This is a genomic window from Herbaspirillum sp. ST 5-3, from assembly GCF_004804275.1.
Lineage (GTDB): Bacteria > Pseudomonadota > Gammaproteobacteria > Burkholderiales > Burkholderiaceae_D > Noviherbaspirillum.
This window is the reverse complement of record NZ_STGI01000024.1, coordinates 1-25,289: the sequence shown is the minus strand read 5'-3', so window position 1 is coordinate 25,289 and position 25,289 is coordinate 1. Positions and strand designations below refer to the sequence as shown.

At 54.7% G+C, this 25,289-nt stretch carries 23 protein-coding genes and 4 pseudogenes; 13 read left to right on the top strand and 14 right to left on the bottom strand.

Annotated elements, in window-relative coordinates; genetic code table 11:
- Positions 1 to 161 precede the first annotated feature (161 nt).
- Both E6W33_RS26515 and E6W33_RS26510 read right to left on the bottom strand, forming a co-directional pair.
- Positions 162 to 659 carry a hypothetical protein gene (locus tag E6W33_RS26515; protein ID WP_136420387.1) on the bottom strand — a complete coding sequence of 166 codons (498 nt, stop codon included), beginning with the start codon at positions 657 to 659 and terminating at the stop codon, positions 162 to 164.
- 1 nt (position 660) lies between these two features.
- A complete protein-coding gene (locus E6W33_RS26510) occupies positions 661 to 2,526 on the bottom strand; it encodes a hypothetical protein (RefSeq protein ID WP_136420386.1) in 1,866 nt (621 codons plus the stop codon).
- A gap of 446 nt (positions 2,527 to 2,972) precedes the next feature.
- Between E6W33_RS26510 and E6W33_RS27740 the strand changes: the two genes are divergently transcribed.
- From E6W33_RS27740 to E6W33_RS27730, 6 genes and pseudogenes are all read left to right on the top strand, one after another.
- The gene (locus tag E6W33_RS27740) at positions 2,973 to 3,155 is read left to right on the top strand and encodes an Arm DNA-binding domain-containing protein (protein ID WP_247869806.1); all 183 of its coding nucleotides are present in this window, start codon (positions 2,973 to 2,975) and stop codon (positions 3,153 to 3,155) included.
- Positions 3,095 to 3,283, top strand: a pseudogene (locus E6W33_RS27970) (integrase); the annotation flags it as partial. The gene E6W33_RS27740 and the pseudogene E6W33_RS27970, both read left to right, overlap by 61 nt.
- Before the next feature lie 73 nt (positions 3,284 to 3,356).
- Positions 3,357 to 4,157, top strand: coding sequence for a site-specific integrase (locus E6W33_RS26505; RefSeq protein ID WP_247869805.1), 801 nt, complete (start codon positions 3,357 to 3,359; stop codon positions 4,155 to 4,157).
- A 109-nt stretch (positions 4,158 to 4,266) separates the two neighbouring features.
- Positions 4,267 to 4,476, top strand: a pseudogene (locus E6W33_RS26500) (IS256 family transposase); the annotation flags it as partial.
- Positions 4,477 to 5,624: 1,148 nt separating this feature from the next.
- Positions 5,625 to 5,870, top strand: coding sequence for a hypothetical protein (locus tag E6W33_RS27965; protein ID WP_136420385.1), 246 nt, complete (start codon positions 5,625 to 5,627; stop codon positions 5,868 to 5,870).
- Positions 5,852 to 5,989, top strand: a pseudogene (locus E6W33_RS27730) (IS630 family transposase); the annotation flags it as partial. The gene E6W33_RS27965 and the pseudogene E6W33_RS27730, both read left to right, overlap by 19 nt.
- 219 nt (positions 5,990 to 6,208) lie before the next feature.
- Here E6W33_RS27730 and E6W33_RS27925 read toward each other — a convergent pair.
- Positions 6,209 to 6,337 carry a hypothetical protein gene (locus tag E6W33_RS27925; protein WP_282183725.1) on the bottom strand — a complete coding sequence of 43 codons (129 nt, stop codon included), beginning with the start codon at positions 6,335 to 6,337 and terminating at the stop codon, positions 6,209 to 6,211.
- Between the two features lie 132 nt (positions 6,338 to 6,469).
- Here E6W33_RS27925 and E6W33_RS26485 point away from each other — a divergent pair, with 132 nt between their 5' ends.
- From E6W33_RS26485 to E6W33_RS27920, 6 genes and pseudogenes are all read left to right on the top strand, one after another.
- Positions 6,470 to 6,922 carry an NAD(P)H-dependent oxidoreductase subunit E gene (locus tag E6W33_RS26485; RefSeq protein ID WP_136420384.1) on the top strand — a complete coding sequence of 151 codons (453 nt, stop codon included), beginning with the start codon at positions 6,470 to 6,472 and terminating at the stop codon, positions 6,920 to 6,922.
- Between the two features lie 163 nt (positions 6,923 to 7,085).
- Positions 7,086 to 7,253: pseudogene (locus tag E6W33_RS26480) on the top strand (molybdopterin dinucleotide binding domain-containing protein); the annotation flags it as partial.
- Positions 7,254 to 7,298: 45 nt separating this feature from the next.
- Positions 7,299 to 8,117, top strand: a complete 819-nt coding sequence (gene fdhD / locus E6W33_RS26475; RefSeq protein WP_136420382.1) for a formate dehydrogenase accessory sulfurtransferase FdhD — start codon at positions 7,299 to 7,301, stop codon at positions 8,115 to 8,117.
- Positions 8,118 to 8,123: 6 nt separating this feature from the next.
- Complete coding sequence (locus E6W33_RS26470; protein ID WP_136420381.1) at positions 8,124 to 8,369, top strand: formate dehydrogenase subunit delta; 246 nt, start codon at positions 8,124 to 8,126, stop codon at positions 8,367 to 8,369.
- 30 nt (positions 8,370 to 8,399) lie between these two features.
- A complete protein-coding gene (locus E6W33_RS26465) occupies positions 8,400 to 8,729 on the top strand; it encodes a hypothetical protein (protein ID WP_136420380.1) in 330 nt (109 codons plus the stop codon).
- A 210-nt stretch (positions 8,730 to 8,939) separates the two neighbouring features.
- Complete coding sequence (locus E6W33_RS27920) at positions 8,940 to 10,652, top strand: methyl-accepting chemotaxis protein (protein ID WP_168798781.1); 1,713 nt, start codon at positions 8,940 to 8,942, stop codon at positions 10,650 to 10,652.
- A gap of 603 nt (positions 10,653 to 11,255) precedes the next feature.
- On the opposite strand, the gene E6W33_RS26455 is transcribed toward E6W33_RS27920, so the two are convergent.
- From E6W33_RS26455 to E6W33_RS26405, 11 genes are all read right to left on the bottom strand, one after another.
- The gene (locus E6W33_RS26455) at positions 11,256 to 11,963 is read right to left on the bottom strand and encodes an alpha/beta hydrolase (protein ID WP_168798780.1); all 708 of its coding nucleotides are present in this window, start codon (positions 11,961 to 11,963) and stop codon (positions 11,256 to 11,258) included.
- Positions 11,964 to 11,972: 9 nt separating this feature from the next.
- Complete coding sequence (locus E6W33_RS26450) at positions 11,973 to 13,016, bottom strand: cupin domain-containing protein (protein WP_136420378.1); 1,044 nt, start codon at positions 13,014 to 13,016, stop codon at positions 11,973 to 11,975.
- Between the two features lie 453 nt (positions 13,017 to 13,469).
- On the bottom strand, positions 13,470 to 14,213 hold the full coding sequence (locus E6W33_RS26445) for an SDR family oxidoreductase (RefSeq protein WP_348983176.1): 744 nt from the start codon (positions 14,211 to 14,213) through the stop codon (positions 13,470 to 13,472).
- A 20-nt stretch (positions 14,214 to 14,233) separates the two neighbouring features.
- Positions 14,234 to 15,517: a histidinol dehydrogenase gene (hisD, locus tag E6W33_RS26440; protein WP_247869804.1), complete on the bottom strand. Its 1,284-nt coding sequence runs from the start codon at positions 15,515 to 15,517 to the stop codon at positions 14,234 to 14,236.
- Positions 15,518 to 15,945: 428 nt separating this feature from the next.
- Positions 15,946 to 16,959 carry a porin gene (locus tag E6W33_RS26435; RefSeq protein WP_136420376.1) on the bottom strand — a complete coding sequence of 338 codons (1,014 nt, stop codon included), beginning with the start codon at positions 16,957 to 16,959 and terminating at the stop codon, positions 15,946 to 15,948.
- 278 nt (positions 16,960 to 17,237) lie between these two features.
- Positions 17,238 to 18,320 carry an ABC transporter ATP-binding protein gene (locus E6W33_RS26430; protein WP_136420375.1) on the bottom strand — a complete coding sequence of 361 codons (1,083 nt, stop codon included), beginning with the start codon at positions 18,318 to 18,320 and terminating at the stop codon, positions 17,238 to 17,240.
- Between the two features lie 15 nt (positions 18,321 to 18,335).
- Entirely contained in the window at positions 18,336 to 19,163 is an 828-nt protein-coding gene (locus tag E6W33_RS26425) for a carbohydrate ABC transporter permease (RefSeq protein ID WP_136420374.1), read from the bottom strand.
- Between the two features lie 9 nt (positions 19,164 to 19,172).
- A complete protein-coding gene (locus E6W33_RS26420) occupies positions 19,173 to 20,153 on the bottom strand; it encodes a sugar ABC transporter permease (RefSeq protein WP_211097439.1) in 981 nt (326 codons plus the stop codon).
- Positions 20,154 to 20,166: 13 nt separating this feature from the next.
- Positions 20,167 to 21,492 (bottom strand): sugar ABC transporter substrate-binding protein, encoded by a 1,326-nt coding sequence (locus E6W33_RS26415; protein ID WP_136420373.1) that lies wholly within the window; start codon positions 21,490 to 21,492, stop codon positions 20,167 to 20,169.
- A 60-nt stretch (positions 21,493 to 21,552) separates the two neighbouring features.
- The gene (locus E6W33_RS26410) at positions 21,553 to 22,869 is read right to left on the bottom strand and encodes a methylenetetrahydrofolate reductase C-terminal domain-containing protein (RefSeq protein WP_168798779.1); all 1,317 of its coding nucleotides are present in this window, start codon (positions 22,867 to 22,869) and stop codon (positions 21,553 to 21,555) included.
- Positions 22,862 to 24,103, bottom strand: coding sequence for an amidohydrolase family protein (locus tag E6W33_RS26405; protein WP_168798778.1), 1,242 nt, complete (start codon positions 24,101 to 24,103; stop codon positions 22,862 to 22,864). Before E6W33_RS26405 ends, E6W33_RS26410 begins: the two co-directional genes overlap by 8 nt.
- Before the next feature lie 43 nt (positions 24,104 to 24,146).
- On the opposite strand from E6W33_RS26405, the gene E6W33_RS27205 reads away from it, so the two are divergent.
- On the top strand, positions 24,147 to 24,290 hold the full coding sequence (locus E6W33_RS27205) for a hypothetical protein (RefSeq protein ID WP_168798777.1): 144 nt from the start codon (positions 24,147 to 24,149) through the stop codon (positions 24,288 to 24,290).
- Positions 24,291 to 25,289: the final 999 nt, after the last annotated feature.

The window sequence follows — 25,289 nt, the reverse complement described above, 5'->3', positions numbered from 1 at the left end:
TGCCGCCACGGACGTTTCGAGAGAAACAGGCTTTAAATAACTAATGCCGGTGGTACGGGAATACAGGGGCGAAACCAGGCATGGCCTACTGCTATGACTATGTAGATGAGCTGGCGAGAAAATAATTTGGAGCAACGTATGCCTTGAACACTTTGCCCAACTTAGGATGAGACTGGCATCACTTCCAAGTCCGGCAAATGGGCGGGATTATATCCACTGGCAAAACCATGGACCTTTTGTAGCTCTCGTAGCTTTGATACGGCGATCATGTTCTTGTTATCCCGCTCAGAACGTCGAGAAGCGGCCAGGACTATTGCAAATGGGCCGAAATATAGCTCGGACCAGTTGCCGTCTTCCGTAACGTTCAAGACCAATAGAATGTCGGCCGTTCCACGAAAGCCGACCTGGCTAGCGGCATAGTTTGTCTTGATTTGGACTTTACGACCGTCGTCGTGAATCGCGTCGAACCCGTTCGAGCCTGCAGGTGCCTTTGTCAGATTATAGGCATCTATCGCCACAAGCTCGCCAAAATCCCCCAGAAGGTTCCCAAGGCCTGCCCATTTAAATTCAGGAGCAAGCACTTTTAGCGTGCGTTGCGAAGCAAATATGCTGGCCAAGACGTGTTGAATAGCCTGAATTCTATTGTCAATCGAAGTCATGCTAGTTCGAGCGCTTCACGCGATACACTGGCAGTCCAATTTCAACTTCGTCGCTGCCCAGGGATGTTTTTATTCCAGCGAGTGATCCTTCCGGTGCAGTCATTACATCCTGATTTTCACACTGAAGCGAGTTACAGTCTTCCTCCTTGAATACGATTGGAAGTTCGTAAGCTAGTCGGTCGCCTTTATTAAGCGGGGCTGTTAGTCGGACACCAATAACCCCTACTTTTTCGATGTATCGCTCTACTACCCCTATTTGCTCATAATGACTAGGTGTGATCTTGATTCGCCCATCGCGATAGAAGATATCTTTTACGTCGTTATGACTCCACCCGTTCGCGGTGAAACTCCTTACCAGACGATGCAAATCCCAACCGGTAATTAAACCAATGTCTTGTTCGTCTGCTGCCGAAACTAATTCATCCCTAAATGGTTTCTTGTTATCACGATTTAATGGCGGTAAATGTCGCTGGTGATTAATGACCGATAGTCCTTTTACGTTGACCCGGCCCCACTCTTTCATACGTAGCACAATATATTTTTGGACAACCAGGGCGTTATCATCACTTGGGAAATTGCTAATCCCCTTCACTTCCACGATTAGAGTTGGTTCGTAGTCGTGTATTTGCAAATCTTCTCTGTTTTGCCCGGTTTTTCCTTCTTCTTTAAGAACCGCATCGGCGTCAACGACTTTAGAAAATCCGAGGGTCTGAAATGCCTTTTGGACGGCGCTTACTAGGGCATCACCTGTTTCCCGAGCCAAATCGAATATGTAGCTGTTCTCGTCCTTTTCTATGTCGATTTGGCGCTGCAGTTTTTCGACCTCTAGCTTTGCATTTCTCTCAATATCGGCAATTTCTTGCCTTAGAACTGTCACCGTCTCAACTTCGTATGTAGCCTCATTGGTCCATGAGGCATTCTCATGCTCCGGAAATAATTCGGGTGCTATCCCAGGCAGCAATTCAGATACTAGCCTTTCAATAAATGAAGCCTTGTCTTGAATATCTGGAAAAATTAGCACCGTCCCCTTCCCAAATCCCGTAAACCCTGCAGCGACCGTTGCTCCATATTTGTTCACCAAGATCGGAGTCCAGCCCTCTTTTGTCCGGTAACCTGAGTGGAGCGTGCAGTTATATCGAGTTTCCGCCAAATGGGGGACGAGCAACTGGGCGAGAATGCTGTCTTTTGGAAAGTCCTCGTGTAATTTGATTGAGACTCCATGGTCATCCGTGACTCTAATGTAGTCGTCATCCGCGAGGCATGTAAGGAAATTCCAACTATGCCCATGAAAAGTTTTGGCGATATCAACACGATTAAACGAGTCGAGATGTCCATAAACGAACTCTTGCGTCTCAACCGAGTTGGCAAATATGATAAAAACGCCGCCCGCAGCCAGAATGCGATCAAAGTCACCCTTTACTGCAGCTCCATTAAGCAGGCTTGGATTTATCCGACCTGTCTTATTTGAGACCCACCATGCATCAACCATCTGCCCGATCTCGCGATGTTTTGCCGGATCCTCAGAACCTTCTTCCTGATTTAAATCGACAATTACAATTTCTTGTTCCTTATAGTCATGCGGCATCGGGTCAATTAGCGGCAATACGCGTAAGCTCGCGCTACTGTCGACTTCAAACGGCTGCCCAAGAGATGCCTCTGTAACGCAATAGCCCTTTGCCTCTAGTCGCTCGGAAATTGCTCCGGAAAGGCCAATCGTCATGATTTTGGGATGAGCGAAAGTTGGTGCGTTACTTGACATATTCTCTTTCAACAGTGTTTGAGCATTATCTTTGGGGGGCAATTGTGTTAAAGACTGCCCTCTCGAGGCTTTAGATAAGCCATCAACAATGTTTTTTATGAAACTCATTAGAAGGAAAGCTGCCCTGACATCGAAAGTCCTAGCCTTTAAGTGTCGGATTGAACGGGAACCGCTCGTTGCGCAGCACTATCACAGCTAAACTCTTATAGAAAGAATGTCGCAACGATGCAACAAGGTAGAGTAGCGGAATTCCTTGCTTATTTGCAACAGGACTCTTTATTCGCGCCCCGTCGAATTTTCAGGGCATATTTGGGGGAATTTGATATCAGAATTCCAGTTACCACTAGTAAATAAGCGCCTCCGACGGGTTCGTTAAAGTGAACCTATCCAATACCATGTTTCAGGAAGTCCTGGAACGTCCTAAAACCCGCTTCCAGCCCAGTGCTGATGCGGGTTTTTTGTTTTCCGGTGCCTTTTGGCATCCGTTGACATCCCCTTCCATTGACGGTACATGACAGGATCAGCCGACCCGGCCAAAAACGGATACCGTCAAAATGCCGAAGCTCGCCACGCCACTGACCGACATCCAGCCTCGCAACGCCAAGCCGAAAGAGAAGCCGTACAAACTTTCCGACGGCGGCGGGCTTTACCTGCTGGTCAACACCGACGGCGCCAAATACTGGCGCATGGATTACCGGCACGCAGGCTGCTCGACGAAGGCACCGATCCCAGCCTAGTCAGACACATCGAGAAGCGGCAAAAGGCGATCGAGTGCGCCAACACGTTCGAGGCCATCGCCCGCGAATGGCACCAGCACAAGATCGACTCGTGGCAGCCCCGGACGTCCACCAACGTCCTGTATCGCCTGGAAAAGGATGTGTTCCCGTTGATCGGCAAGTACCCGATCAAGGAACTCAAGCCCCCCCGTCATTCTCGACATGCTGCGGCAAATCGAACGGCGCGGCGCAGTCGAGATGGCGAGACGGCAGGCGCAGGTATGCGGACAGATATTCCGCTACGCCGTCGCCACGGGCGTGGCCGAATACGACCCGGCGCCCAGTCTGCGCGGCGCGCTGCGGCCAACGCCAAGAGGACATCACGCGGCGATCACGCCGGATGAGCTGCCGGAATTCCTCCGCATTCTCGCCAAGAACGAAGTCCACATGTCGCCCCCGACGCGGACACTCACGCGCCTGATGCTGCTAGTGTTTGTCCGTACCAGCGAGCTGACGGAAACGCCGTGGAGCGAAATCGATCTCGACAATGAAGAATGGGTGATCCCCTGGCAGCGCATGAAGATGGGAAAGCGCAAGATCAACCCGCGCAAGGTTGACCATCACGTGTTCCTGCCGCGCCAGGGCTGGGCGCTGTTGCGGGAACTGCATGCGGTCACGGACGGTAGCAAATATCTTTTCCCGAACCGTAATGACCATGAGCGGCCTGCCAGCAACTGGGGAATACTGGCGGCGCTAAAGCGCATGGGGTACACCGGCAGAATGACCGGGCACGGTTTCCGTTCGCTGGCGATGGGCGTGATCAAGGAGCGGCTCGGTTACCGGCACGAAGTAGTGGACCGGCAGCTGTCGCACCAGTCCGGCGACACCTACGGCGAGGCGTACGACCGCGCCGAATTCAAGGAAGAGCGCAAGAAAATGATGCAGCAATATGCGGACTACCTGGATGCCGTTGCAAGCGATCAGGCAGCTACCCGCGGACACCAAGCATTACGACTTGATTGATGGCAGAAAGCAATTTATCCAGGTTGCTGGTCGCAAAAGTCGCCACTCGTGAGCCTGTCAGATTTTCTGCGCGCAAGAGGTCATGAGATGATACCGAAAGGGAAACACCATGACCGTAACAATGAGCACGATCAGGAACACCAAGAAACCGAAAGCGCCGAAACTTTTTCCGGATGAGCGGATTGATCAACTGCTGGCCCAGATCCAGAACAAGGATGCCGAGTCGTTTCTCGGCGAGTCCGGTCTGGCCGGTCAGCTCAAGAAGCAGCTGACCGAGCGGATGTTAGCGGCTGAACTGACCCACCACCTCGACGCCGAAGCCAAACTTTTAGCCCAGCTTAACGATATCCCATGTTTTGGGGATAGGCAGTGGCGTGGACGTGTCGCTTAATTGCTTATCTGCAATTATGTTATGGATATTGCCTATGAGCTACGCAAGAGCAATCTTAAGTCAACCTACGGGAAGCGAATCCTTTGAGGCATGGCTGTCCGAACGACCCAAACGATTGCAAACAGCAGCTGCCAGATTGCTCACTCAACAACGCGCCTGGTCCCCGTGCCATTCATGAACTGGCAAATCTGTGTGTAAACGAAGTCCTGACAATAACCAGTGTCAACTTCGAGCAAGTGCCAGCAGGCGCATTTGCTCAAAACCTGGCAATGTCGCCTTTCAAGATCGATAGCATTGATAACGTAAACGGTGTGAATGCGATTCGCCCAGGATCTAGCTCTAGCCTCGTCTTTGGTGCCGGAAATCTAACCGTCATCTACCGGTGTAACGGTGCGGGAAAATCTGGCTACGCGCGGCTGTTGAAGTATACAACTGGAGCACGAATAAAAACCGAGCTTTACCTTGGCATTTTTTCCGAAAAGACACCCTCTCCATCCGCCGATATCAGGTTATCCTCGTCCACGAAAAAATAATGTCGATTGGACGCAAGCAACCGGCCCGTTGCCAGATCTTAAACACGTTCACATTTTCGATAGTCAGACAACTTCAAGCTACGTTAACGACAAGAATGAGGAAACGTGCGAGCCGCGGCGGATGCGATTTATTTCCACGCTTATCGCGATCTGCGACGGGGTCGCAGGCATTCATCCTGTTTTACGACGAGGCACAGCGCTGTGGCGAGAACGGGTGCGAATGCCTCAGAGATGTGCATGATCATCTCGACCGCATTTAGATCCGGCTCGTTACGTTCTTCGTTGACCAGCAGGTCTGCTGTCAACCAAAACGAATTTCCAGCGTACCAGCAAAAATCAGATCGTTGCCCGACTTATGGTCGAGAAGCTTGCCTTCTTCGACATTCGCAATGCGAGGGATGTGGCGACCTCCCTGGCCGGCTATGGGCAAAAGATATCCACTCGGGGCACGGGTTGGAGCTTTAACCGCTGTTACCTTCCACAAGTTGTCGACGCAGGTTACCGCCTGCTGGCGATGCGCAAACGTTGTGGAATGTGTTTGAAATGGCTCATCATAAGGCAGGATTTGCCGGCAATTTGGAAACTCCGATGGAGTCGTTTACAAGGGCGGTTGAAATCGTACTGAAGGAACGGGGGACACTGGACACAAGTTCTATTCCTTATGATGCAGAGCGAATGATGAACGAGGCCACACCGATCGAATTGAGCGATGAACAATGCAGTGAACTGGAGCGTCGCGCGAGATCGCAAACCATCGATGCGCGTGCAGAAAGAGAGTGTCCGAACTGATTGCCGCCATCGAGGAGTACATCTTCGGACATAATCAAAATCCGAAATCCTTCATCTGGACCGCAAAGGCAAATGACATCTTGCAAAAGATCATTCGCGCTAATCAGCGCCTTGATTAAAAAACGAAACACTACACTAGATGATGAAGGTGGCGGTCATCGCGGCAGGCTGGCTTGCAGCAGATGTGGCGGCGCAGGTGCTTAGTTCGCGACGGTCTTGAAGGCCGGCGCTGCATACTGCAGTACAGGTGTTGGAGCCGGTACATGCGGCATGGCCGGGGTATTTGGCGCGGCATGCACCGCGGTCATGGCAGGTGCGGGGAAGGCGCTGCTGCGCGCTTACCCGCCTTGCGTTTCGCCCGGCACGTCGAATTCCTTGAGCAATCCCCAGGCATCGCGATACAACAGGCCGATGGCCCGGCCATCGGCCTTCCAGAGCAGCCAGACGGCGAGGATTTCGATCCTCATCTTTATGCAATTCGTATCATATTGAGAAGCGACATACTACGTGTTAGCTTCTCAATATGTAAAAATCATATGCTCATTATATGTAATTTGTTGCATATATGACGATTCAACCGAGGACGACATCCGACGACCATGCGTCACGACGAAAACGACATTACCGGCGCAGTACGCGCCATTCTTGAGGCCCATGCGTCTACCCCGGAATCGCTCCTTTCGGCATTGCATGCGATCCAGGATGCGCTTGGCTACATTCCTTCCGAAGCGATCGCCATGCTCGCCGATACGTTCAACCTGTCGCGCGCCGAAGTGCATGGGGTGATCAGCTTCTATCACGACTTTCGCACCACGCCTCCTGCAAAACACGTCGTCCACGTCTGCTGCGCCGAGGCTTGTCAGAGCATGGGGAGCGACCGTTTGCTCGTCCACGCCGCGAAAAGTGCCGACAGCAAAATTGAGATCGAACAGGTTTACTGTCTCGGCCATTGCGCAGTGTCGCCATCGGTCCTGATCGATGGCACGCCGCATGTCCGTGTGACACCCGACAGGCTGGACAAGCTGATCCACGATCTCAAGGAGGCGGCGTGACCATTAGAATTTTCGCTCCGTGCGATTCGACTGCGCTCGCGCTTCGCGCGGATGATGTCGCCGCGCTTTTCGATGCGGGTTTCCATCAGAGGAAGAGCAGCCATGCGCCCTCTCTCGGCCTCCCCGAAGAAATTCCAAATCTGAAAAAGCAGGAGTGACTGACGCTCGCGCCGGACAGACGCTCCTGCGCGCCAGCGTGAGCGCACGGGTGCAGCCGGAGGTGGTCTATACACCCTTCCACTTCCCGAAGCCCGGCGCCAACATCATCACCACCGACAATTCGAACTGGGCGACCAATTGCCCCGAATACAAAGTGACCGCGGTGCAGCTCAAGCCCGCTGCAGCGCACGCTGCATGACTACCCGGAGACGCCACCTTGGATGACATTGCCTACACCGCCGACTGCACCAGCGAACACACCGTCCGGCGGCTGCGAACCAACAACTGGACGACGACGCTGGCCCAGCTCGCCGAAGAAGTGCCGGTGGCCTTCGAGTACAACGGCGTCTCGCATGCCGTGATGATGGCCACGCCTGCCGATTTGGAAGAGTTTGCGCTGGGCTTTTCCGTCAGCGAAGGCGTCGTTCCTTCAGCCAGCGAGATTTACGACATCGACACTGGCCATGGCGAGGACGGCATTACGCTGCGCATCCGCCTGAGCAATGCAGCATTCAGCATGCTGAAAGAGCGGCGCCGTACACTTGCGGGGCGCACGGGATGCGGCCTCTGCGGCACCGAAAGCCTCGCGCAGGTATTGCGCCCGATGCCCTCGATTTCGGATGCGCCGCACTTGCCGCCAGCCGGCATTCGCCGAGCGCTGGCTGGATTGAAAGCAAGCCAGCCGTTGCACAATGCCACGGGCGGCATGCATGCGGCGGCTTGGTGCACATCGCAAGGTGAACTGGTGAAGGTCATGGAAGACGTCGGCAGGCACAATGCGCTCGACAAGCTGATAGGCGCGATGATCCTGTCTGAAGCGGATGTGCAGGATGGGTTTGCATTGATCACCAGCCGCGCCAGTGTGGAGATGGTGCAGAAAGCCGCAACGGCGCGCATGCCCGCGCTAGTGGCGGTGTCCGCGCCAACTGCGCTGGCCGTCAGGGTGGCGCAGCAATGCGGACTGACACTGATCGCCTTTGCGCGCGGCGACGAATGCGTTTGTTATGCCAACGCCCAACATATCGCACCGGAATAACACGACATGGATATTCAACAACTCATCAAGATGGCAAACCAGATCGGCACATTCTTTGAAACGCTGCCGGACGAGATCGAGGCATTGAACGGCATCGCCGGCCATTTGCAGAACTTCTGGACGCCAGGCATGCGCGCCCAGATGCTAGACCATATCGACCGTGAACACGGGGCCGGGCTGAAGGGGATAGTCTTGATGTCGATTGAAGCACATCGCTCCTCGATCGCGGGTACTCGCTCCATGACGCAGTGACATGACAAGACGCTGCAGTTGAATTAAGGCATGACTGATTACCTTGCCAAGCCGATCCGGGGCCGAGCGCTGCTCGATACGATCGATGCGTTGATGCGCGGTGCGACAAACCTCACCGCCACCGCGACGCCGCGCGAAGCATCCTATGCGCCTTGCATGCCGCAGGCGTTTGACCCGGATGAAGCGCTGGCCACTGTCGAGGGCGCTACCGACGACTTGCGGACGCTGGCAAGGCTGATGCTCGAACAGATCAATATCGAGCTGCCCGCGATAAGGCAGCTCGTCTTCAACCTCGGTAGCGAAGAGTGCGGCATTGAAATCCAGAACAGCGCTGGATGTGCGCTTCCTGATCATGGTTGATATCGATCGGCTGATCTCGCCCGACGACATGGGACTGGCGAGAGGTTGTCTACCTGAACCGTATCTGATGCCGCCACTTATCTGCCTCGGCTTGGATCCGCCACAATTTTCCATGCGTGCCGGGCCGCGCGCATGACGCGTTACTGCGCTCGCACGGGAGGAGAACAGAACATTTCAACCATCACATTCCATTCAAAAGGACGTTACCACATGTTTTTCGCAAACCTGAAAATTGGCACCCGACTTGCGGTCGCCTTTGGCATGCTCATCCTGTTGCTGATCGGTATCACGGGATTAGGGATTGCTCGCTTGAGTGCGCTCGCCGACAGCACCAATATGCTTGCCAAAAAATATTACCCGCGGGTGGCACTCGTCAACAAGGTGATGGAGGGAGTCAGCTTGCAGGCAGCGACATTGCGCAATCTGATGATCATCTACGATCCGGACCAGGTCTACATCGAGCTGGAAAAAAGTGAAATGATCAAGAAAGACATTGCCGCCAATGTCGATCAGCTCGACAAGTTGCTGTTGACGAAGGAAGAAAGAGAGATCATGGGCGCCCTGCAGGCGGAGCGCACGAAGTATCTGGGCGCGCGCAGCGACTACCTCAAACTGCTGGGGGAGGACAAACGTGACCAGGCTTCCCAGCACTTGCTGAAGGCCGTCACGCCGGCGCAGGATGTCTATTTTTCGCGGGTGAAAGGCTTGGCCGATCTGGGCGGAAAGCTGATGGACAAAGGTAGCGCGGATGCGGACGCGCAATATCACGAAGGCGTCATGATGATGCTCGGCCTTGCCGCTATCACGACATTTCTGGCGATTGGTTTCTCCTGGTGGGTGGCGCGCAGCATCACCCACCCGCTACTCGCGGCGGTCAAGGTTGCGCAGACGGTCGCAGCGGGCGACCTGACGAGCGAGATCGCGGTGAAATCCACCGACGAGACCGGGCGTCTGATGCAGGCGCTGAAAGACATGAATGCCAGCCTCGCAAGGGTGGTGAGCGAGGTTCGCACCGGTACCGACACAATTACCACCGCATCCAGCGAGATCGCGACGGGCAACCAGGACTTGTCGGCGCGCACCGAGGAGCAGGCCAGTTCGCTGGAGGAAACGGCTTTGTCGATGGAGGAACTGACGTCGACGGTGCGGCAGAACGCAGATAATGCGCGTCAGGCCCACCAGCTGGCGGTTTCCGCTTCTGAAGTGGCGACCAAGGGCGGTGTGGTGGTCGCGCAAGTGGTTGATACGATGGGATCGATCAACACCTCCTCACGCAAGATCGTCGACATCATCGGCGTCATCGACGGCATCGCCTTCCAGACCAATATTCTTGCCCTTAATGCCGCAGTGGAGGCGGCGCGCGCTGGCGAGCAGGGACGCGGCTTTGCGGTCGTCGCGACCGAAGTGCGCAGCCTTGCGCAGCGCTCGGCGGCGGCCGCCAAGGAAATCAAGATATTGATCAGCAATTCGGTGGAAAACGTGGACGCCGGCACCAAGCTGGTCGACCAGGCGGGCACTACCATGCGCGAAATCGTCGACAGCATCCGGTGCGTCACCGACATCATGGGCGAGATCACGGCCGCCAGCCAGGAGCAGACTTCCGGCATCGAGCACATCAATCAGGCCATTACGCAGATGGAGCACACGACACAGCAGAACGCGGCCCTGGTGGAAGAAGCCGCGGCGGCATCAGAGGCGATGCAGAACCAGGCAAGCAAGCTTGCGCATGCGGTCAGCGTTTTCAAGCTGGAGGGCGCGCAGACATCGATTGTGGGCGTGCAAGCAGGCCTACCCCCGCATGCGGTTCCGTCCATCGACGGGAAGACGGCTCCTGAATTGGTTGACTGCAGGGAAAGAACGATTGCGGTAGTGAAGCCGTCGCCTATGCGGACCGGAACCAATGATGACTGGGAGCAGTTCTAATGTAATGCTGTCGAAATCATTGAACCACGGGCACTGCCATAGTTCCATTCCTTATGATGCAGAACGAGTGATGAACGCGGTCAGACCGATAGAATTGAGCGATGAACAACGCAGTTAACTGGAGCGTCGCGTGAGATCGCAGACCATCGATGCGCGTGCAGCAAGGCGTACGCGCATCGTTCTGCAGGCGGCCGATGGCGTAGGGAGCCATGGAATTGCCCGGCGTCTTTAGATCAGCCACAACCAGGTGATCGGCGGTTCGCGCAGTGCGGCATGACAACCAGTGAGAGCGACTTGTCACGCAGCGGACGCCGTGCGCAAATTGACGCGGCTGAGATTGTGCGGTTGATTTCCGAAACGGTGCAATAAGGCATCGTCACAGTTGAGACCGAAGCTTCCACTGGACCAAGTCTCTTAACGGGGGGCATCCCTCCAAGAACCTTTCGGCCACGGTCCGTGCGCGTATCCGGTGGACTTGTTCCGAGTTTCGCTTCATAAGGGGGACGGTGTGCCGCGTGGTGTCGGAACACTTCTATAGCCGTGTACCCATCAATGCTATGGATGCACGCAGGAGTACTGTCGCTTGCGTATTCCAGCACCCTCTTATACAGAAACACTCTCGACAAAGCTGGTCAGTTGTGCCGTCACAGCTTCTGGATTTTCGAGCGCGCTCAAATGCCCCACGTCGGGAATCATCACCAGTCGTCCACGAGGCAGTTGGTCTGCCATCGCGATATGCCACGCGGGCGGACATACTCTGTCTTCCTCCCCACATAACACCAGGCTCGGCACTACGATCCTAGATATCGTTGGCATACTGTCGTGCCGAGTCTCCAACGCACGGCAGTGGCGCACGAATGCATCCGGACCGAGATTATGAGCCATTTCGTGAATACACTGGCGAATTCCCGGATCGTTCGTCCGCCCCTCCGCGAGATAGGTAGGAATGAGCAGTTCTTCCACCAACGCATTCAGTGCACCGCGCTCAATATAGTCGAGCTGCACTGCTCGCGCCGTCTTTCTTTCCGGCGTATCCGCGTGGGGATTCGTATCAAGTAAGGCGAGTGCCTGAATGCGCGACGGCTCCTGACGCCACATTTCAAGCGCCACAATGCCTCCGATCGACAGGCCGGCAAGAATGAACTTCGGGGGCGCATGTGCTAGCACGTTACGCGCCATCTCGGCAATACTCTGCGCAGCACCGTAGTTCCCGACATGGCATGCTGTCCGGCTCGATAGTGCCGCGATCTGGTGCTGCCAGAGCCGCGCGTCACATAGCGTACCTGGAAGGAAAACGATCGGCAGTATCACAGGAATCAATCAGACCGACGATGCCTTATACAAATCGACCGGTCCGGGATCATCGTTGCCGCGCACAACCCATGCAATAGCCACCTCCTTGCCGGGATTGCGCCACGACCTGGGCATGCCGATTGGCACGGTAAATGTATCGCCACGCGAAATACTGATAGCCGGAGCGCCACCGGGACCTTGCGACATCTCGAGTTCGCCCTGATACATGATCCATACCTCGTGGCAATTGCGGCTATGAAGTACAGTTTCTGCACCCGGCGCGATTTCTACCGTGCGCAATGTGAATCCATGCCGCCACGCCATCGGTGACGAGCCAACACCGTCGCTTGCATTCGGCAAGCCGATGACCGGGTATTCCTTCACACCCTCGCAGGTAAGTCCGCCATATGCGCTGCTGGTTACCATCGCCTCACGAGTTAGAATGCAAGTCCTCATCTCTTCGAGCGAAGGTACGATGATACGAGCCAGCTCTTCCGGCGTTGGTGTTTGCTCGATTGCAGCACCATCCGGCACCTTTTCGCCAGCGCTGGTGTCGATCAGTCGACCACCTTCAAGCAGGATCAGACCATATCTTTTTGCGCGTTCCAGTACATGTCCTGCCCACAGGACACGGCCCGGATCGTCTCCGCCCAGGATAGCGAACATGAACCCCGTATCGTCCCCAATGTTTTCAAATCCACGGAACATCTTCGCTGGAAGTGAAATGACATCACCTGCCTTAAGCACGATGCTGCCCGCGTCGCCATGCTCACCCCAGACAAAACGCCATGTGCCTGAATGAATCATGAAAACTTCAGCCGTTTCATGGCTATGGACCGAGTTCTTGCACTTTGGCGGTTGACGCGCGCCGCCGATATTGAAGCCATGCTTTTCAGTGATATGCACATACTGCGCAGGATTCTCGGCAACCCCCGGCCCGATAATCGTGAAGTTTTCCTTCTTGTCACTGCCCGGGCTCTTTGTATCGATAAAAGCGGTCGTACACGGGCGCAAGTCGCGATATCGAACCAAGCGGCTTTGCAGGTCTGGGGAATCTGTCATTAAAGTCATTGAATTTTTTCCTTGATTAGCAAACGTAGAATCGTGCCGCTCACTTGGTGATCAAAGTGGCTATCGTGCTTTCGACGACAGCGATGGCGGACGCGCAAAAAAATCATCTTCTTCCGCTTCCGGTGTCTACACCGTGTCGAGCACATCCATCTGACACGGCTGATGTGCCTGATACCTGCCGTCGACACCGGCGTGATGGGTAGTCTTAACGCAAAAGCATGGCCATATTGTTTCCATTCCGTCGGCGATGCCGATGTTTTTCTGCATTGGCCTCAGTACACACTTCGAGATCGCATTGGAAAACGCCGCCGCACCAGCCAAGACAGGCGGCCATTCGCTATACATCGTATTTAACCTAAGCATGCCGGATAAATATTTTGTGCGCTGCGTTGCCTTGGTGTCCCGAGACAATCCCGGGAAACGTGCGCAGGATGTCCGATACTTCAGCGGGTTTCATAACGGACGTCCGCCATCGACTGGGATCGTGGCTCCCGTCGTAAAAGTAAGATGGGTTAGCGTCGCCAAGACAGCACGTGCAATCTCCTCCGGCGACGCTAGGCGATTCAATGGGGTCTTCGCCACTTGTTGGCCGCGCCATGATTGATCCAACCCTTGCACGAATTCGGTATCGATCAACCCAGGCGATACACTCACGACCCGAATAGCAGGTGCCAAAGCGCGCGCCATCGACTTCGTGAGATTGTCCAACGCCGCCTTACTGGCGCAGTATGCGATATTGCTGCCGTTGGCGGTGACGCCAGCGATCGATGAAATGTTGACGACGAGGCCGTCTCCATTCTCCTCTAACAGAGGGCGGAATGCGCGCACGCACGCAATCGCGCCCCTGACGTTGGTTGCAAAGATCTGGTCGATCAATTCATCGTCAAGTGCATCGAGATCTGCATGTGCGACAAAGCGCGTGGTGCCGGCGCAGTTGACCAAAATGTCACAGCGGCCGGCCACCGCTTTTACTTTGCCGCTGGCGGCATTGACGGCGTCAGTTGCCGTCACCGGCAGGCAAACCGCAAAATGACCGCTTCCGGGCAAAGCAGCGACAAGCGCATTCGCAGCCTCCTCCGATCGGTGAAAACCGACCGCCACCCGCACGCCCTCGGCGGCAAAGGCATGGGCAATTGCGCTTCCGAGACCGCCGGTGGCACCCGTGATAACGGCAACCTTGCCAATCAATTTTCTCACCAGAGACTCCTTAGTTCCGATCAGTTCTTCTTGAGGCGGCGTACACGAATATCAGCCTGTTCCTTGTGGCCGGCGAAATGTTCGAGTGCGCACAAACGCGAGCAGTACTCACCGATCAGCACGCTCGCTTCATCCGTCAGCACACGTTGATAAGTGTGCGTCTTGATGAACTTGCCGACCCAGAGTCCGCCCGTAAACCGACCTGACTTTTTCGTCGGCAGCGTATGATTCGTGCCAATCACCTTGTCGCCGTAGGACACGTTTGTGCGGGGGCCAAGGAACAGCGCGCCATAGTTCGTCATGTTCTGCAAGAACCAGTCGGGATCCGTGGTCATCACCTGCACGTGCTCGGAGCAGATGCGCTCGGCTTCTGACAGCATTTCCTCGCGGGTATCGCACAGGATGATTTCGCCATAATCGCGCCACGCTACACTTGCAATATCACGTGTGGCGAGACGTGCCAGGACCGACTCGATGGCCGCCGGTAACTCGTTCGCAATCTTCTTGCTGGTAGTAATGCAAACCGCGGGTGAATTCGGGCCATGCTCAGCCTGGCCAAGCAAATCGACAGCAACCAGTTCTGCATCGACAGTGTCATCACAAATAACCAGGGTCTCAGTCGGGCCTGCAAACAGGTCGATACCGACGCGCCCGAACAATTGCCGCTTCGCTTCGGCGACATAGGCATTGCCCGGACCGACGAGCATGTCCACCGGTGCACAGTTCTCGGTGCCGAGCGCCATCATCGCGACAGCCTGCACCCCGCCCACAACATAGATCTCGTCCGCACCGGCCATGGCCATTGCTGCGACGATCGCCGGTGCCGGCTTACCCTCAAACGGTGGCGCACAGGCGATTACACGTTTTACGCCGGCCACCTTTGCAGTCAACACACCCATATGGGCCGATGCCAGCAGAGGATACTTCCCTCCTGGGACATAGCAGCCAACCGAATTGACGGGGATATTCTTGTGGCCAAGAATCACACCCGGTAAGGTCTCAACCTCGACATCGCGCATGCTCATCAACTGAATCTGTGCGAATCTGCGGATTTGCGCCTGTGCAAATTTAATGTCGTCAATCGCTTGCGGACTGAGCGAGTCGATGCAAGCCTGAATTTCTTCCTGCGACAAACGGAAGTTCGCGGGAGCCCATTTGTCGAACTTGTCGGAATAGGTGCGTACCGCTTGCTCGCCACGTTCCTGAATGTCGGCGAGAATGCCTTCGACGGTCTGCCGCACTTTCAGGTCGATATCAGCCTTCTCGTCTGCCGGTTTTCCCACTTTAGGAAATTGAATTGCCACGTTTGCCTCCAAAAAAGTAAATACATCGCCCAGTCCAGGCGAAAAATTGCTCTCCATGCCTCCCGTGAGGGGAAACGTGGTGAGGAAAAAGAACGAAACCAGTACACCATTCCTACTATCTCTTTTGCACTTGCGGTACGTGCTTCAGGCAGCGCGGCAAGTGTTGAAATTCCGGGGCGAGGCCAGTGCGTGCTCTCCAAGTGGCGCGTCGCCAACGGGCAAGAACTGTGGTGGCACTGGCGAACGCGTGTTGGTGATGTTTGCAGAGTCCTTCGTATCGTGTCCGGTCGTCGTCAATGACCCAGCGTGCTGAGCCATGGACAACGAACTCGGCTTTGACACGCTGTGAAGTTCTTTGCACAGTTACGCGCTTGTTAGGGCACCCATGGCATCGCTCCATGGGTGCCTCTTTTCATTACGCAGTCAGATCAGAAAGTATGGCGTACGCCGACATCGAAAACCTTGTTATCCGCGCCATTCACTCCACCAGCGTTCACACCGGAATTTGCCTCATTGTTGACATACGCAGCCGAGGTATACAGGGCCGTACGCTTCGACAGATCATAGAGGTAGCCGAGAGCAACCTGGCGAGCGTTGGCGTTGGAAAGGGCCTTGTTTTCCTTGCGGATTACCGACGCCATGATCTTGCTAGAGCGCAGCGGTACTGTTAGGCCTACCATGACGTCTCGAATGTCGCTGCCACCAGCACCGGTCGTTTTGTCATACGCTGCGTGGACCTTGAGCATGCCGAAGTCGTACGCGCCGCCCAGGAACCATACCTTCGCACTATCAGCGCCCGTATTGTCTTTAGTCAGGTGATGGGAAAGCGTACCTGTCAGTGGTGATCCGGTGTAGCCGACAGCGAAGCCGTACTGGCGCGACGCGGACGAGTTGCCGGCCACTTCTCCTAACGAATACAGTGCGCTGCCAGTAAACTTGCCGTTCGTCGGCGCAATGTAAGTGATGGAATTGTCGACGCGAAAATTGCCGCTGTTGAACCATTGGCGAATGCCGGTCATGTCGCCCTTCATGCCCGGAAACGGATCGACTGTCAGCTGCGCGAGGTAGACTGGAGAGTACTGGCGGCCCAATCGAACGGAACCCAGGCTACGGCTCGACAACCCGACAAATGCTTGTCGGCCAAACAGGCGGCCGCCCTGTGCCGCCGTGCCGTCGTCCTGGTTAAAGCCGTTTTCCATTGTGAACACGGCGCTCAAGCCGCCACCAAGGTCTTCCTCCCCTCGGAAACCAAGGCGGTTGCCGTTGTGAATACCCGACTCCATTCTAGTGGCGCCACCGGCACCTGTAATTTCGCGGCTGATACTGGCATCAATAATGCCGTACATCGTTACATTCGTTTGAGCTGCAGCCATACTGCTCATGCCAAACATTGATACAAGAGGTGTCAGGAAGGCCAGTGCACCTAAGGAAAGGTTTTTCATTTTATGTTCCCAGTCAATTTATGCCGTACGACGGCATAGGAAGTTTCGAGTTGGTTGTCACCTGATTCTTGAATTGGTTTATGCGATGGGTTCTGGGTGTCACTCCTTTCTATCGCCGCGATCGGCAATCACTAAAAAATGGGCGTAATAACCCTATTGCGCGACGCACAGTCGTGCAGGTACCCGGGCTTCCCGCGTTTAAGCAGTGCCCGTACACAATTCAGCGCAAAGATGAACAGCGATCGATGCGCTAAAAGGCTTTAGTCAGGAATAAATGTTCAGGAGGTCGGCGACGCTCGATTTTCGAGGTGCCTTAGACGCGTCTCCGAAGATGCGTCGAACAGATAGCAGTGATCGGCGCGTGCGCTGACACCAACTGCTTGGCCGAATTTCGCCTTAAAGTTTTTCTCGGTGCGTACCACTATCATTTGCGATCCACTTTGCACCGTGACTTGAGTGGCGTCGCCAATCAGTTCGACGGTATAGATTTCGCCATTCATATGTGCGGTACCCGGCATGGCAAGCGAAAGATCCTCCCAGCGCACGCCGAGTACGACCGCGTCGTGCGAACCCTTGCCGACGCCCGGCACGCATATGCCTTGGCCAATAAAATTGCCATTCTCCAGCCTCCCACGCAGCAGGTTCATGGCGGGTGAACCGATAAAGTCAGCGACGAACATATTGGCCGGATCGTTGTAAATATTTTCCGGTGTATCGATTTGCTGGATGACGCCTCCGTACATCACGACCACCCTCGTGGCCAGTGTCATTGCCTCGATCTGGTCATGCGTCACATAAACCATCGTCGTACCAAGCTCGTACTGCAAATGCTTGATGCGGGCACGCATACTTATGCGCAGCTTGGCATCGAGATTGGAGAGCGGTTCATCCATAAGAAATACCTGCGGATGCCGCACAATGGCACGTGCTAGTGCCACGCGCTGCCTCTGCCCACCGGACAACTGCTTGGGCTTACGATCTAGTAAATTTTCCAGGTTCACTTTGTGCGCCGCATCGGCAATCAGTCCCTCGTGTTTTTCACGCGGCACCTTACGGATGCGCAATGGATAGCTGATATTTTCCTTGACCGTCATGTGTGGATAGAGGCCGTAGTTCTGGAATACCATGGCAACGTCGCGGTCGCGCGGCGGAAGATAGGTGATGTCTCGTCCGCCCATGGTAATTTGTCCGCTGGTGGGTTCCTCCAATCCGGCAATCATCCGCATCGTGGTCGTTTTCCCGCAGCCGCTCGGGCCAAGCAACACTAGAAACTCGCGGTCATTGATCTCAAGAGAAAGATCTTTGATGACGTGTGTGTCGTTCCAGCTCTTGCTTATATTGTTAAGTGAAATCGCTGCCATGATGCCTCCTAAAAATCAGCGGACTGCGCCGCTTGTACTGCCCTGAATGAAGTGCTTCTGAATAATCAGGCCGAGCGCGAACATCGGCAACATGATCAGCACGCCCGTGGCGGAAATTAACTGCCAGAGATCACCTTCTTCGGCGGTGAACATCGCCAAACCAACCGGCAGGGTGACTGCGTTTTTGCTGGTAACGATCAGTGCCAGCAAAAACTCGTTCCAGCAAATAATGAAACAGAAAATTGACGCGGTGATGAGCCCTGGGGCGGCCATCGGGATGACGACGTTCTTAATCACCTGCAATCGCGTGGAACCGTCGACTAGTGCGGCTTCTTCGGTGTCGAGCGGAATAGCATCAATGAAACCCTTGATCATCCATACTGCATATGGTGTGACAAACGACAAGTTCACAAGAATCAGTGCTGCCCATGTATCGAGTAAACCCGTATCACGAAAAAGGATAAAAAATGGCAGCACCAGAATGATCGACGGTACAAATTGCGTCGCGATAATTGCCATGAAAATTGACTTCTCGAAGCGCAGCCGGAAGCGCGAAAAGCTATAGGCAGACATCGTCGCAACCGGAATTGCGATGGCAATGGTTATGATCGCGACCACCGTTGAATTGAAAAACTTTTTGTGAATCTCATACGGCGGGTTCATGATCGTCCGAAAATTTTCCAAGGTCGGTCTAAACAGCCATCCGGCCTCAAATACATCGGCATAACTTTTAAAACCTGCTGCAGCCATCCAGTAGATCGGTATAAGAATCGCGGCGGCGGTGAACAATATCAGCGCGTTCTGTGTAGCGCCAAAAAATCGGCTTTGGTATCGAACGGTCATCACGTGCTCCTAGAAGCGCTTGAAAATTAAGCGGATATACAAGTAAGAAAGCACTAACATGGGCAGCACCAAAAAGTAAGACACCGCCGACGCATAACCCATGTCGTAATACTTGAATCCCTGAAAATAGATGTAATGGGCCATGGTTTGGGTCGCCTGTCCCGGACCACCGTTTGTGATCATGAACACCTGGTCGAACATCTTCAGGGAAAAGATGGCCTTCAGCACCGCGGAGACCATCAAAACCGGCATGATGGAGGGAAGCGTCACATCTCGAAACACTTGCCAGGCGGATGCGCCGTCGATCTCTGCCGCTTCTTGCGATTCTTTAGGCACGGACGCCAGCCCCCCGAGTAGCAACATTGCGATGTAGGGCGCCCAGTGCCAGATATCGCTGGCCAGCAAAACAGCGAACGCCAGAATCGGATCAGCCAGCCAGTCGATACTAGCCAGCGCTGGCCACACATCCTTGAAGACTGCGTGCACCAGGCCATGCTGAGGATTGACCATGAAGCGCCAGGAGACACCGACCAGCGCGGGGCTCATGGCGAACGGAAGAATCAACAGCGTGCGAACCAGCACCCGTCCCCGGGTGCCGCGCGCTAGGAGCAGCGCCACGCCAAGTGCCACACCCACTGTCAGGATCACTGAAGCGAGTGTAAACACCGTGGTCACCCAGATCGAGTTCCGCAACGCATCGTCGGCAAATGCACGAGCGAAATTGTCAAACAGGTAGGCGATGTTACCCAAGCCGTCGTCGGTAAGGCTCCACAGAGGGACAGAGACTGACGACTTGCTCAGGTTCCATTCGCGAAATGCCAGATACAACGCGCTGAACAGCGGACCGATCGCCGTTAAGCCGATCACCAGGAACGCCGGCAGGACCAGCAAGTATTTCAAATGCTTATCCTGCAGGCCGCGTTGCTTGATCGGCGTCGCGACCACCGCGCTCTGGCCATCTGCTTTCGCGGAAATGTCAATGCCGTTCATAAATGCACCTTCTTTACTTGCGCGCGCGTCGTAACGCCCGAGTTGCATCCTTGGCCGACGCCTTCAGAAGTTGTTCGATGTCGCCACCCGCCGCTGCCTTGTTAATAGCGTTGGATAGCAAATCACCAACTTCCGGCCATTCGGCGATCATCGGCATCACGTCGGCTTTGGCCAGACTTGCCGCACCGGCTACAGGTACGCCATTGTTAGCTGCGTCGACGGCTGAATCGAGAAGATTGACTTTGTGGTTGACGACATTGTTGATGATCTCAACACCGGCCACGCTGCGCTCGATAGCGTTTTTCTTTTCGAGATCCGGATTCGAGACCCATTTCATGAATTCCCACGCCGCTTCCTGGTGCTTGGAATATTTAGAGATAGCGAATGGCAAACTCGTCGCAAGCGTAACGGGTTGTGCACCTTTGTAGGACGGCATGCTGGTGAAGGCTACCTGCTCAGGTTTGAGCTTCGAGGTGGTCGGATTGACGAAGCCAGAATAAGCCCACCACCAGACAGGGATCATCGCCGCTTTACCCTGCATGAAGCTGACGCGTGCGTCTTGCTCGAGTGCAGAGACCGCGCCGTCGGCGCAGATCTTGTGTTCAGTATTAAGACCGATAAAGTCCTTGGTTGCCTTGATCGCTTTAGGGCTATCCCATGCAGGCTGCCCCTTGGCGTCAAAAATCTGCGCGCCTGCTCCCCACAGGTAGTTCACCCAGATGAACAGATTCTGGCGATTGCCGTCCGCACCGTAATAACATGCCAACGGGCCGACACCCGGCTTTGCGTTTTTTATGGCGACACCTGCGGCGACAACATCGTCCCATGTCTTGGGCGCCGGCAGCTTTAACTCATCGAAAATGTCTTTCCTGTAAAAGAACAACTGGGTATGCGAACGCATCGGCAGACCAATCACCTTACCGCCGAAAGAAGACGCTTTGACAAAAGCCGGCGGATAGCGATCCAAATTAATGCCGTCGCGGGCGAGCAGCGGGTTGAGCGGCACCAGCCAGTGGGCGTTGGCCGGGCCCCACGCATCAAGATAATTGACGACGTCATAATTACCGTCGGCTGCCACACCGACGCTGGCCATCTTCTCCTGCAAGGACTTGAACGGCACCTCGGTCCATTTGACATTAATACCAGTCAGCTTAGTGAACTCGTCGGCGCGCAACTCCAGCCCCTTGAATTGCGGCGTCACAACCACAAGCGCCTGCACAGTGGTACCAGCGTATGGCTTTCCCGACTTGAGCCCATAAGGTAAATTACTCTGCGCCTTTGCACTGAACGCGATCAATAGAGTCGCGATGGCTAGGATTGGTTTATTTAAGCGTCTCATGTTTTGCCTCCGTTATTAAAGTTTAGGTACTTACTGTGGGAACAATCTTTTCAGCCGTCGCTATCCATGTTTGCTGCACGCGCCACCCAGTGCGTCAATGTCGCAGACGACCTCGGGCAATACCGAGTGGTCAGCACCGAGCAGCATAAGGTGCACCCCACGGACGCCCGGCATTTTTGATACAGCGCGGACCGTTTCCCGCGCTAATTTGATTCCCTCGTCGCGCAGATCTGCAGCACCTTCAAGCCGCTCACGGATCTCGTTCGGATAATCCACGCCTGGAATATGCGGAATCATCTTCATCGCCGACTTGGAGATGACGACGGGGATACCGGCCAACAAGAACAGGTCGCGATCAAGCCCGTCGTCGCAAAACCTGTTCATGAACTGCTCGAATGCAGGCAAATTAAAGATAAGCTGCGTTTGCGTAAAATCTGCTCCGGCTGCGATTTTTTGCTTCAGGCGGCGAATTGGTGCGGAAATTGGTCTGGTAAATGGGTTGATCGCCACGCCAATAAATGGCTTCGGCGGTTCGGGCATCGTCTGGCCAGTAAAATGTATAGCCCCGGTTTCGCGAAGGTGACGCGCCTCAAAAACCATCAGCGATGAATCCATATCGAACACTTGCTTTATCCTTGGATTTCCTGCATAGGAATCCCCGGTCAGGCACAGAACATTATGAACGCCGTTGGCATGATTGTTGATAAGCTCCGAGACAAATGAAGTCTTGGTGTGGTCTCGACAAGTCGACTGGCAGATAGCGTCGACACCCGCGGCAAGCAGTTCAATACAAGTGCGCCCGGATGGCAGTGACGGCTTACCATTCAAATATGCAGTCGCATTGACTGCATCGAACTTGTCTTTGACATAGTCGATCTCCTTGTACAGCCGCTCAAAATCGGCGTTACGAGGCGATCGGACTTCGCACGTCTTGACGAAGCGGCCAGCTTTAAGCGCAGCCTCGAGGCGCGACTGAGTCGCAATCGGCTGGTCGACGCGATTCTTTGGCAGATCCAGATAGGTGAGCGGTGTCGTTCCGCCTTCGTCGATCCCTTTCCACCAGTTGGCGTAAGAAGACGTAAAAAACAGCGCCGCATCGGGCGACGGATTCAGCGGCGGAACCTGGGTGCTGTCTTTTGCGGTGCGATCATAGATGCGCATCCAGACGCACGCACGATCCGGATATACCTCGCATCGATCGCCAAGCGTCCCGCCGCATGGGCCATTGCGCAGCCCCTTGGGGCAGCTCATCGGGCAAATCAAGCCGGTCTGCGACAAGACGCATTGACCGCACGCGCGGCAGTCAAAGGCCACACCTTTTAGAAAGGCCTCACCACGCGCAGCAGTGCGATACAGCAGCGACTTAATCTTACGCATATGCACACGCCTTGATCGTGCCGTTCGCACTGACCGGAACGCCGTTTTTGAATACGATCGCGACGTCGCGCAGGTACCTGGAATCAGTGAACGGATTTCCATTGAGGCAAACAATGTCGGCGGGCGCACCTGGCTCTAGCATCGTATGCTGCAGCCCCCACAAGCGCCGTGGCTGCCAGGTAGCGGATGTGAGCACAGATTCCATCGGCAGCCCGGCGGCGAGAAAGAAATAAAGTTCGTCTATCAGCGAACGACCATGGTGAACGCCATGACTACCGGCATCCGATCCGGCCACCAGCGGAACGCCGAGTTCGTATGCCATTCGCACGTGCCGTAGATGATCGTCAACAATGTGGCGCAAATGGCCCAATGCGGCGGCATCCCAGCCGACGATTTCCGGATAGTCCCGTTGAAAGCAAACGGGCGAAAACGTCGGCACCCAAGCGATCTGCCGATCACGCAAGCGCTTCAGAAGCTCTTCATTCATGAAAAAACCGTGTTCTACCGAGTCAACGCCGGCTTGAACCGCGACCTCAAGTCCCGAAAGGCCGCTGCAGTGTGCGAACGTCTTTAGCCCCCGGCTACGCGCTGTGTTGACGATCAGCGACAAAGCCGCCACATCGAACTGCGGTTCGCCCTTTACCTGCCCGGTTGCAAAATCAATAATTCCCGTCTGGATGATTTTGATATCGTCGGCACCTTCGTCAGCAATACGATTCACCGTCGTCACGATATCCTCATCGCCTGCGGCATCATAGGCCATGAAGCTGCCATAGCGAGCTGGACGTCGAATGCCGAGACCGGCAGATCGCAAGTCGGGGCAACATCCGTGGTCACTTTTTCTGCACAGCTCGCGCGCCGCATGGTTAACGCCATACTTGTCGCCGGCATCACGGATCAGAGTTACACCGTGCGCCAGTGCACTTTTTAGGTTGCAGGATGCGACATCCATCATTGAATCAAATGACGCCTTGAGGTACTCGGAACGAGCGACGAGGTCCAGTTCGCCACCATCAAGGAAAATATGCGCATGCGCCTCGACCAGTCCGGGCATTGCAAACGGCACTCGGACCGTCCGCTCGGTCCGCTTCTGCGATTCCGGCTGACCCAAACAGGAATCGCGCTCAGCCATTACGGTTTGGACGATACCACTTTCAACGTGAATCGCGTACGGACCATCGGCGTGATATTTGATTCCATCAAAATAGGTCGTCGCAATAATTCGATCATGCATTGCCATTTTCTCCATTCAGCTTGAATGCCCTGCCGGCAGCGGCATGGAACGTCCTGACCTTAGGCTCGATTCGTCGATCGGCCGCGAGAAAAGCGAAGAAATTCGCGCGCTCAGTACGGAAGTGGGCCAAGCTGCGTCGCGCCAGACCCATGTGTTCGAATTCGGCTTGCAGCTCGATGCCTCCTGACCTACGCGTCGAGAAAATGGAACTGAAAGGCGACAAGACAGAAATACTCCGGCGTCGACTCAAATGTGTAGCAGCCAAGCCTAATGAGGCAGGAATTTTGCGGCGCTCCACACATACTGAATTATTGTCACCCACCATCATGCCAAATCCTTCAATTACCGTTGTTTGCAGACGTATGCATTCTGCAAGCATAGTTATTCCATGTCAACCCTATTTTCAACTTTTGCATTGGCGGTTATGCAGTAACAAATTGACGCATCGCCGCAAGAAGTCCAGAGCACGAGCTACTGCAATCTTCATGCATACGTTTGCATATTGGTCATTACATCAGACGCGATTCACCTCTAGAAATATCCCTGCTCGCATATAAGGAATCAACTGTTTCGATGCTGCCGAAAGCCTTCCGCGTCTGCCTCGGAAGGTGTCGGACATCGCCCTGCGTGTCGAAAGCGCGAATTGAGGGTTGAGGTGACCGATATCTCCTGATTGTCTGGCGAGATAGTGCGAGTCGATATCGATAAGCCGAAACCCGGGGGGAGGAATGGCGGAATAACTGAACGAGCGGCAAAATGGTTCGACTGGAGGTGTCGCCATGAAACGATGCAAGCTAAGCGACGCAAGGTTCATCTGGCCGAGCGTGAATTCATCGTTCCCAAGGTTCGATAAACAGGGAAAAATGCATCAACTCGGCGCACGTGCCCGACGCTGGATCGTCGCAGGTAGAGTCGGCTTAACCGGCTCCGCCGGCTGTTTGTGTGATGGGAAAGCGCTAAGACATTTACATCGCCATGCGGCAGTTCCCGGGTGAACTCATTTCCTGGCGATGACCCCACATGGAGTAGGCGTTTAGCTCGAGGCGCAAGCTGTCAATGAATGCCTGCCGCCTAGGACTTCATTTATGGAAATTGGGCTGGATTATAAACTAAGAACTTGTCCGTAAATTGAAAGTCGCATCCGAATTGCCGGTGACGGCAATCGGAGGTGATGAAGATGAGCAAG

Excerpts from the sequence above, each read along its gene's own strand:
- E6W33_RS27920 (WP_168798781.1), top strand. The coding sequence starts at position 8,940 with ATGTTTTTCGCAAACCTGAAAATTGGCACCCGACTTGCGGTCGCCTTT.
- E6W33_RS26420 (WP_211097439.1), bottom strand. The coding sequence starts at position 20,153 with ATGAACGGCATTGACATTTCCGCGAAAGCAGATGGCCAGAGCGCGGTG.
- E6W33_RS26485 (WP_136420384.1), top strand. The coding sequence starts at position 6,470 with ATGCGTCACGACGAAAACGACATTACCGGCGCAGTACGCGCCATTCTT.
- E6W33_RS26465 (WP_136420380.1), top strand. The coding sequence starts at position 8,400 with ATGACTGATTACCTTGCCAAGCCGATCCGGGGCCGAGCGCTGCTCGAT.
- E6W33_RS27205 (WP_168798777.1), top strand. The coding sequence starts at position 24,147 with ATGGAACGTCCTGACCTTAGGCTCGATTCGTCGATCGGCCGCGAGAAA.
- E6W33_RS26410 (WP_168798779.1), bottom strand. The coding sequence starts at position 22,869 with ATGCGTAAGATTAAGTCGCTGCTGTATCGCACTGCTGCGCGTGGTGAG.
- E6W33_RS26510 (WP_136420386.1), bottom strand. The coding sequence starts at position 2,526 with ATGAGTTTCATAAAAAACATTGTTGATGGCTTATCTAAAGCCTCGAGA.
- E6W33_RS26415 (WP_136420373.1), bottom strand. The coding sequence starts at position 21,492 with ATGAGACGCTTAAATAAACCAATCCTAGCCATCGCGACTCTATTGATC.
- E6W33_RS26430 (WP_136420375.1), bottom strand. The coding sequence starts at position 18,320 with ATGGCAGCGATTTCACTTAACAATATAAGCAAGAGCTGGAACGACACA.
- E6W33_RS26505 (WP_247869805.1), top strand. The coding sequence starts at position 3,357 with ATGCTGCGGCAAATCGAACGGCGCGGCGCAGTCGAGATGGCGAGACGG.
- E6W33_RS26450 (WP_136420378.1), bottom strand. The coding sequence starts at position 13,016 with ATGACTTTAATGACAGATTCCCCAGACCTGCAAAGCCGCTTGGTTCGA.
- E6W33_RS27740 (WP_247869806.1), top strand. The coding sequence starts at position 2,973 with ATGCCGAAGCTCGCCACGCCACTGACCGACATCCAGCCTCGCAACGCC.
- E6W33_RS26405 (WP_168798778.1), bottom strand. The coding sequence starts at position 24,103 with ATGCATGATCGAATTATTGCGACGACCTATTTTGATGGAATCAAATAT.
- E6W33_RS26470 (WP_136420381.1), top strand. The coding sequence starts at position 8,124 with ATGGATATTCAACAACTCATCAAGATGGCAAACCAGATCGGCACATTC.
- E6W33_RS27965 (WP_136420385.1), top strand. The coding sequence starts at position 5,625 with ATGGCTCATCATAAGGCAGGATTTGCCGGCAATTTGGAAACTCCGATG.
- E6W33_RS27925 (WP_282183725.1), bottom strand. The coding sequence starts at position 6,337 with ATGAGGATCGAAATCCTCGCCGTCTGGCTGCTCTGGAAGGCCGATGGC.
- E6W33_RS26515 (WP_136420387.1), bottom strand. The coding sequence starts at position 659 with ATGACTTCGATTGACAATAGAATTCAGGCTATTCAACACGTCTTGGCC.
- E6W33_RS26425 (WP_136420374.1), bottom strand. The coding sequence starts at position 19,163 with ATGACCGTTCGATACCAAAGCCGATTTTTTGGCGCTACACAGAACGCG.
- E6W33_RS26435 (WP_136420376.1), bottom strand. The coding sequence starts at position 16,959 with ATGAAAAACCTTTCCTTAGGTGCACTGGCCTTCCTGACACCTCTTGTA.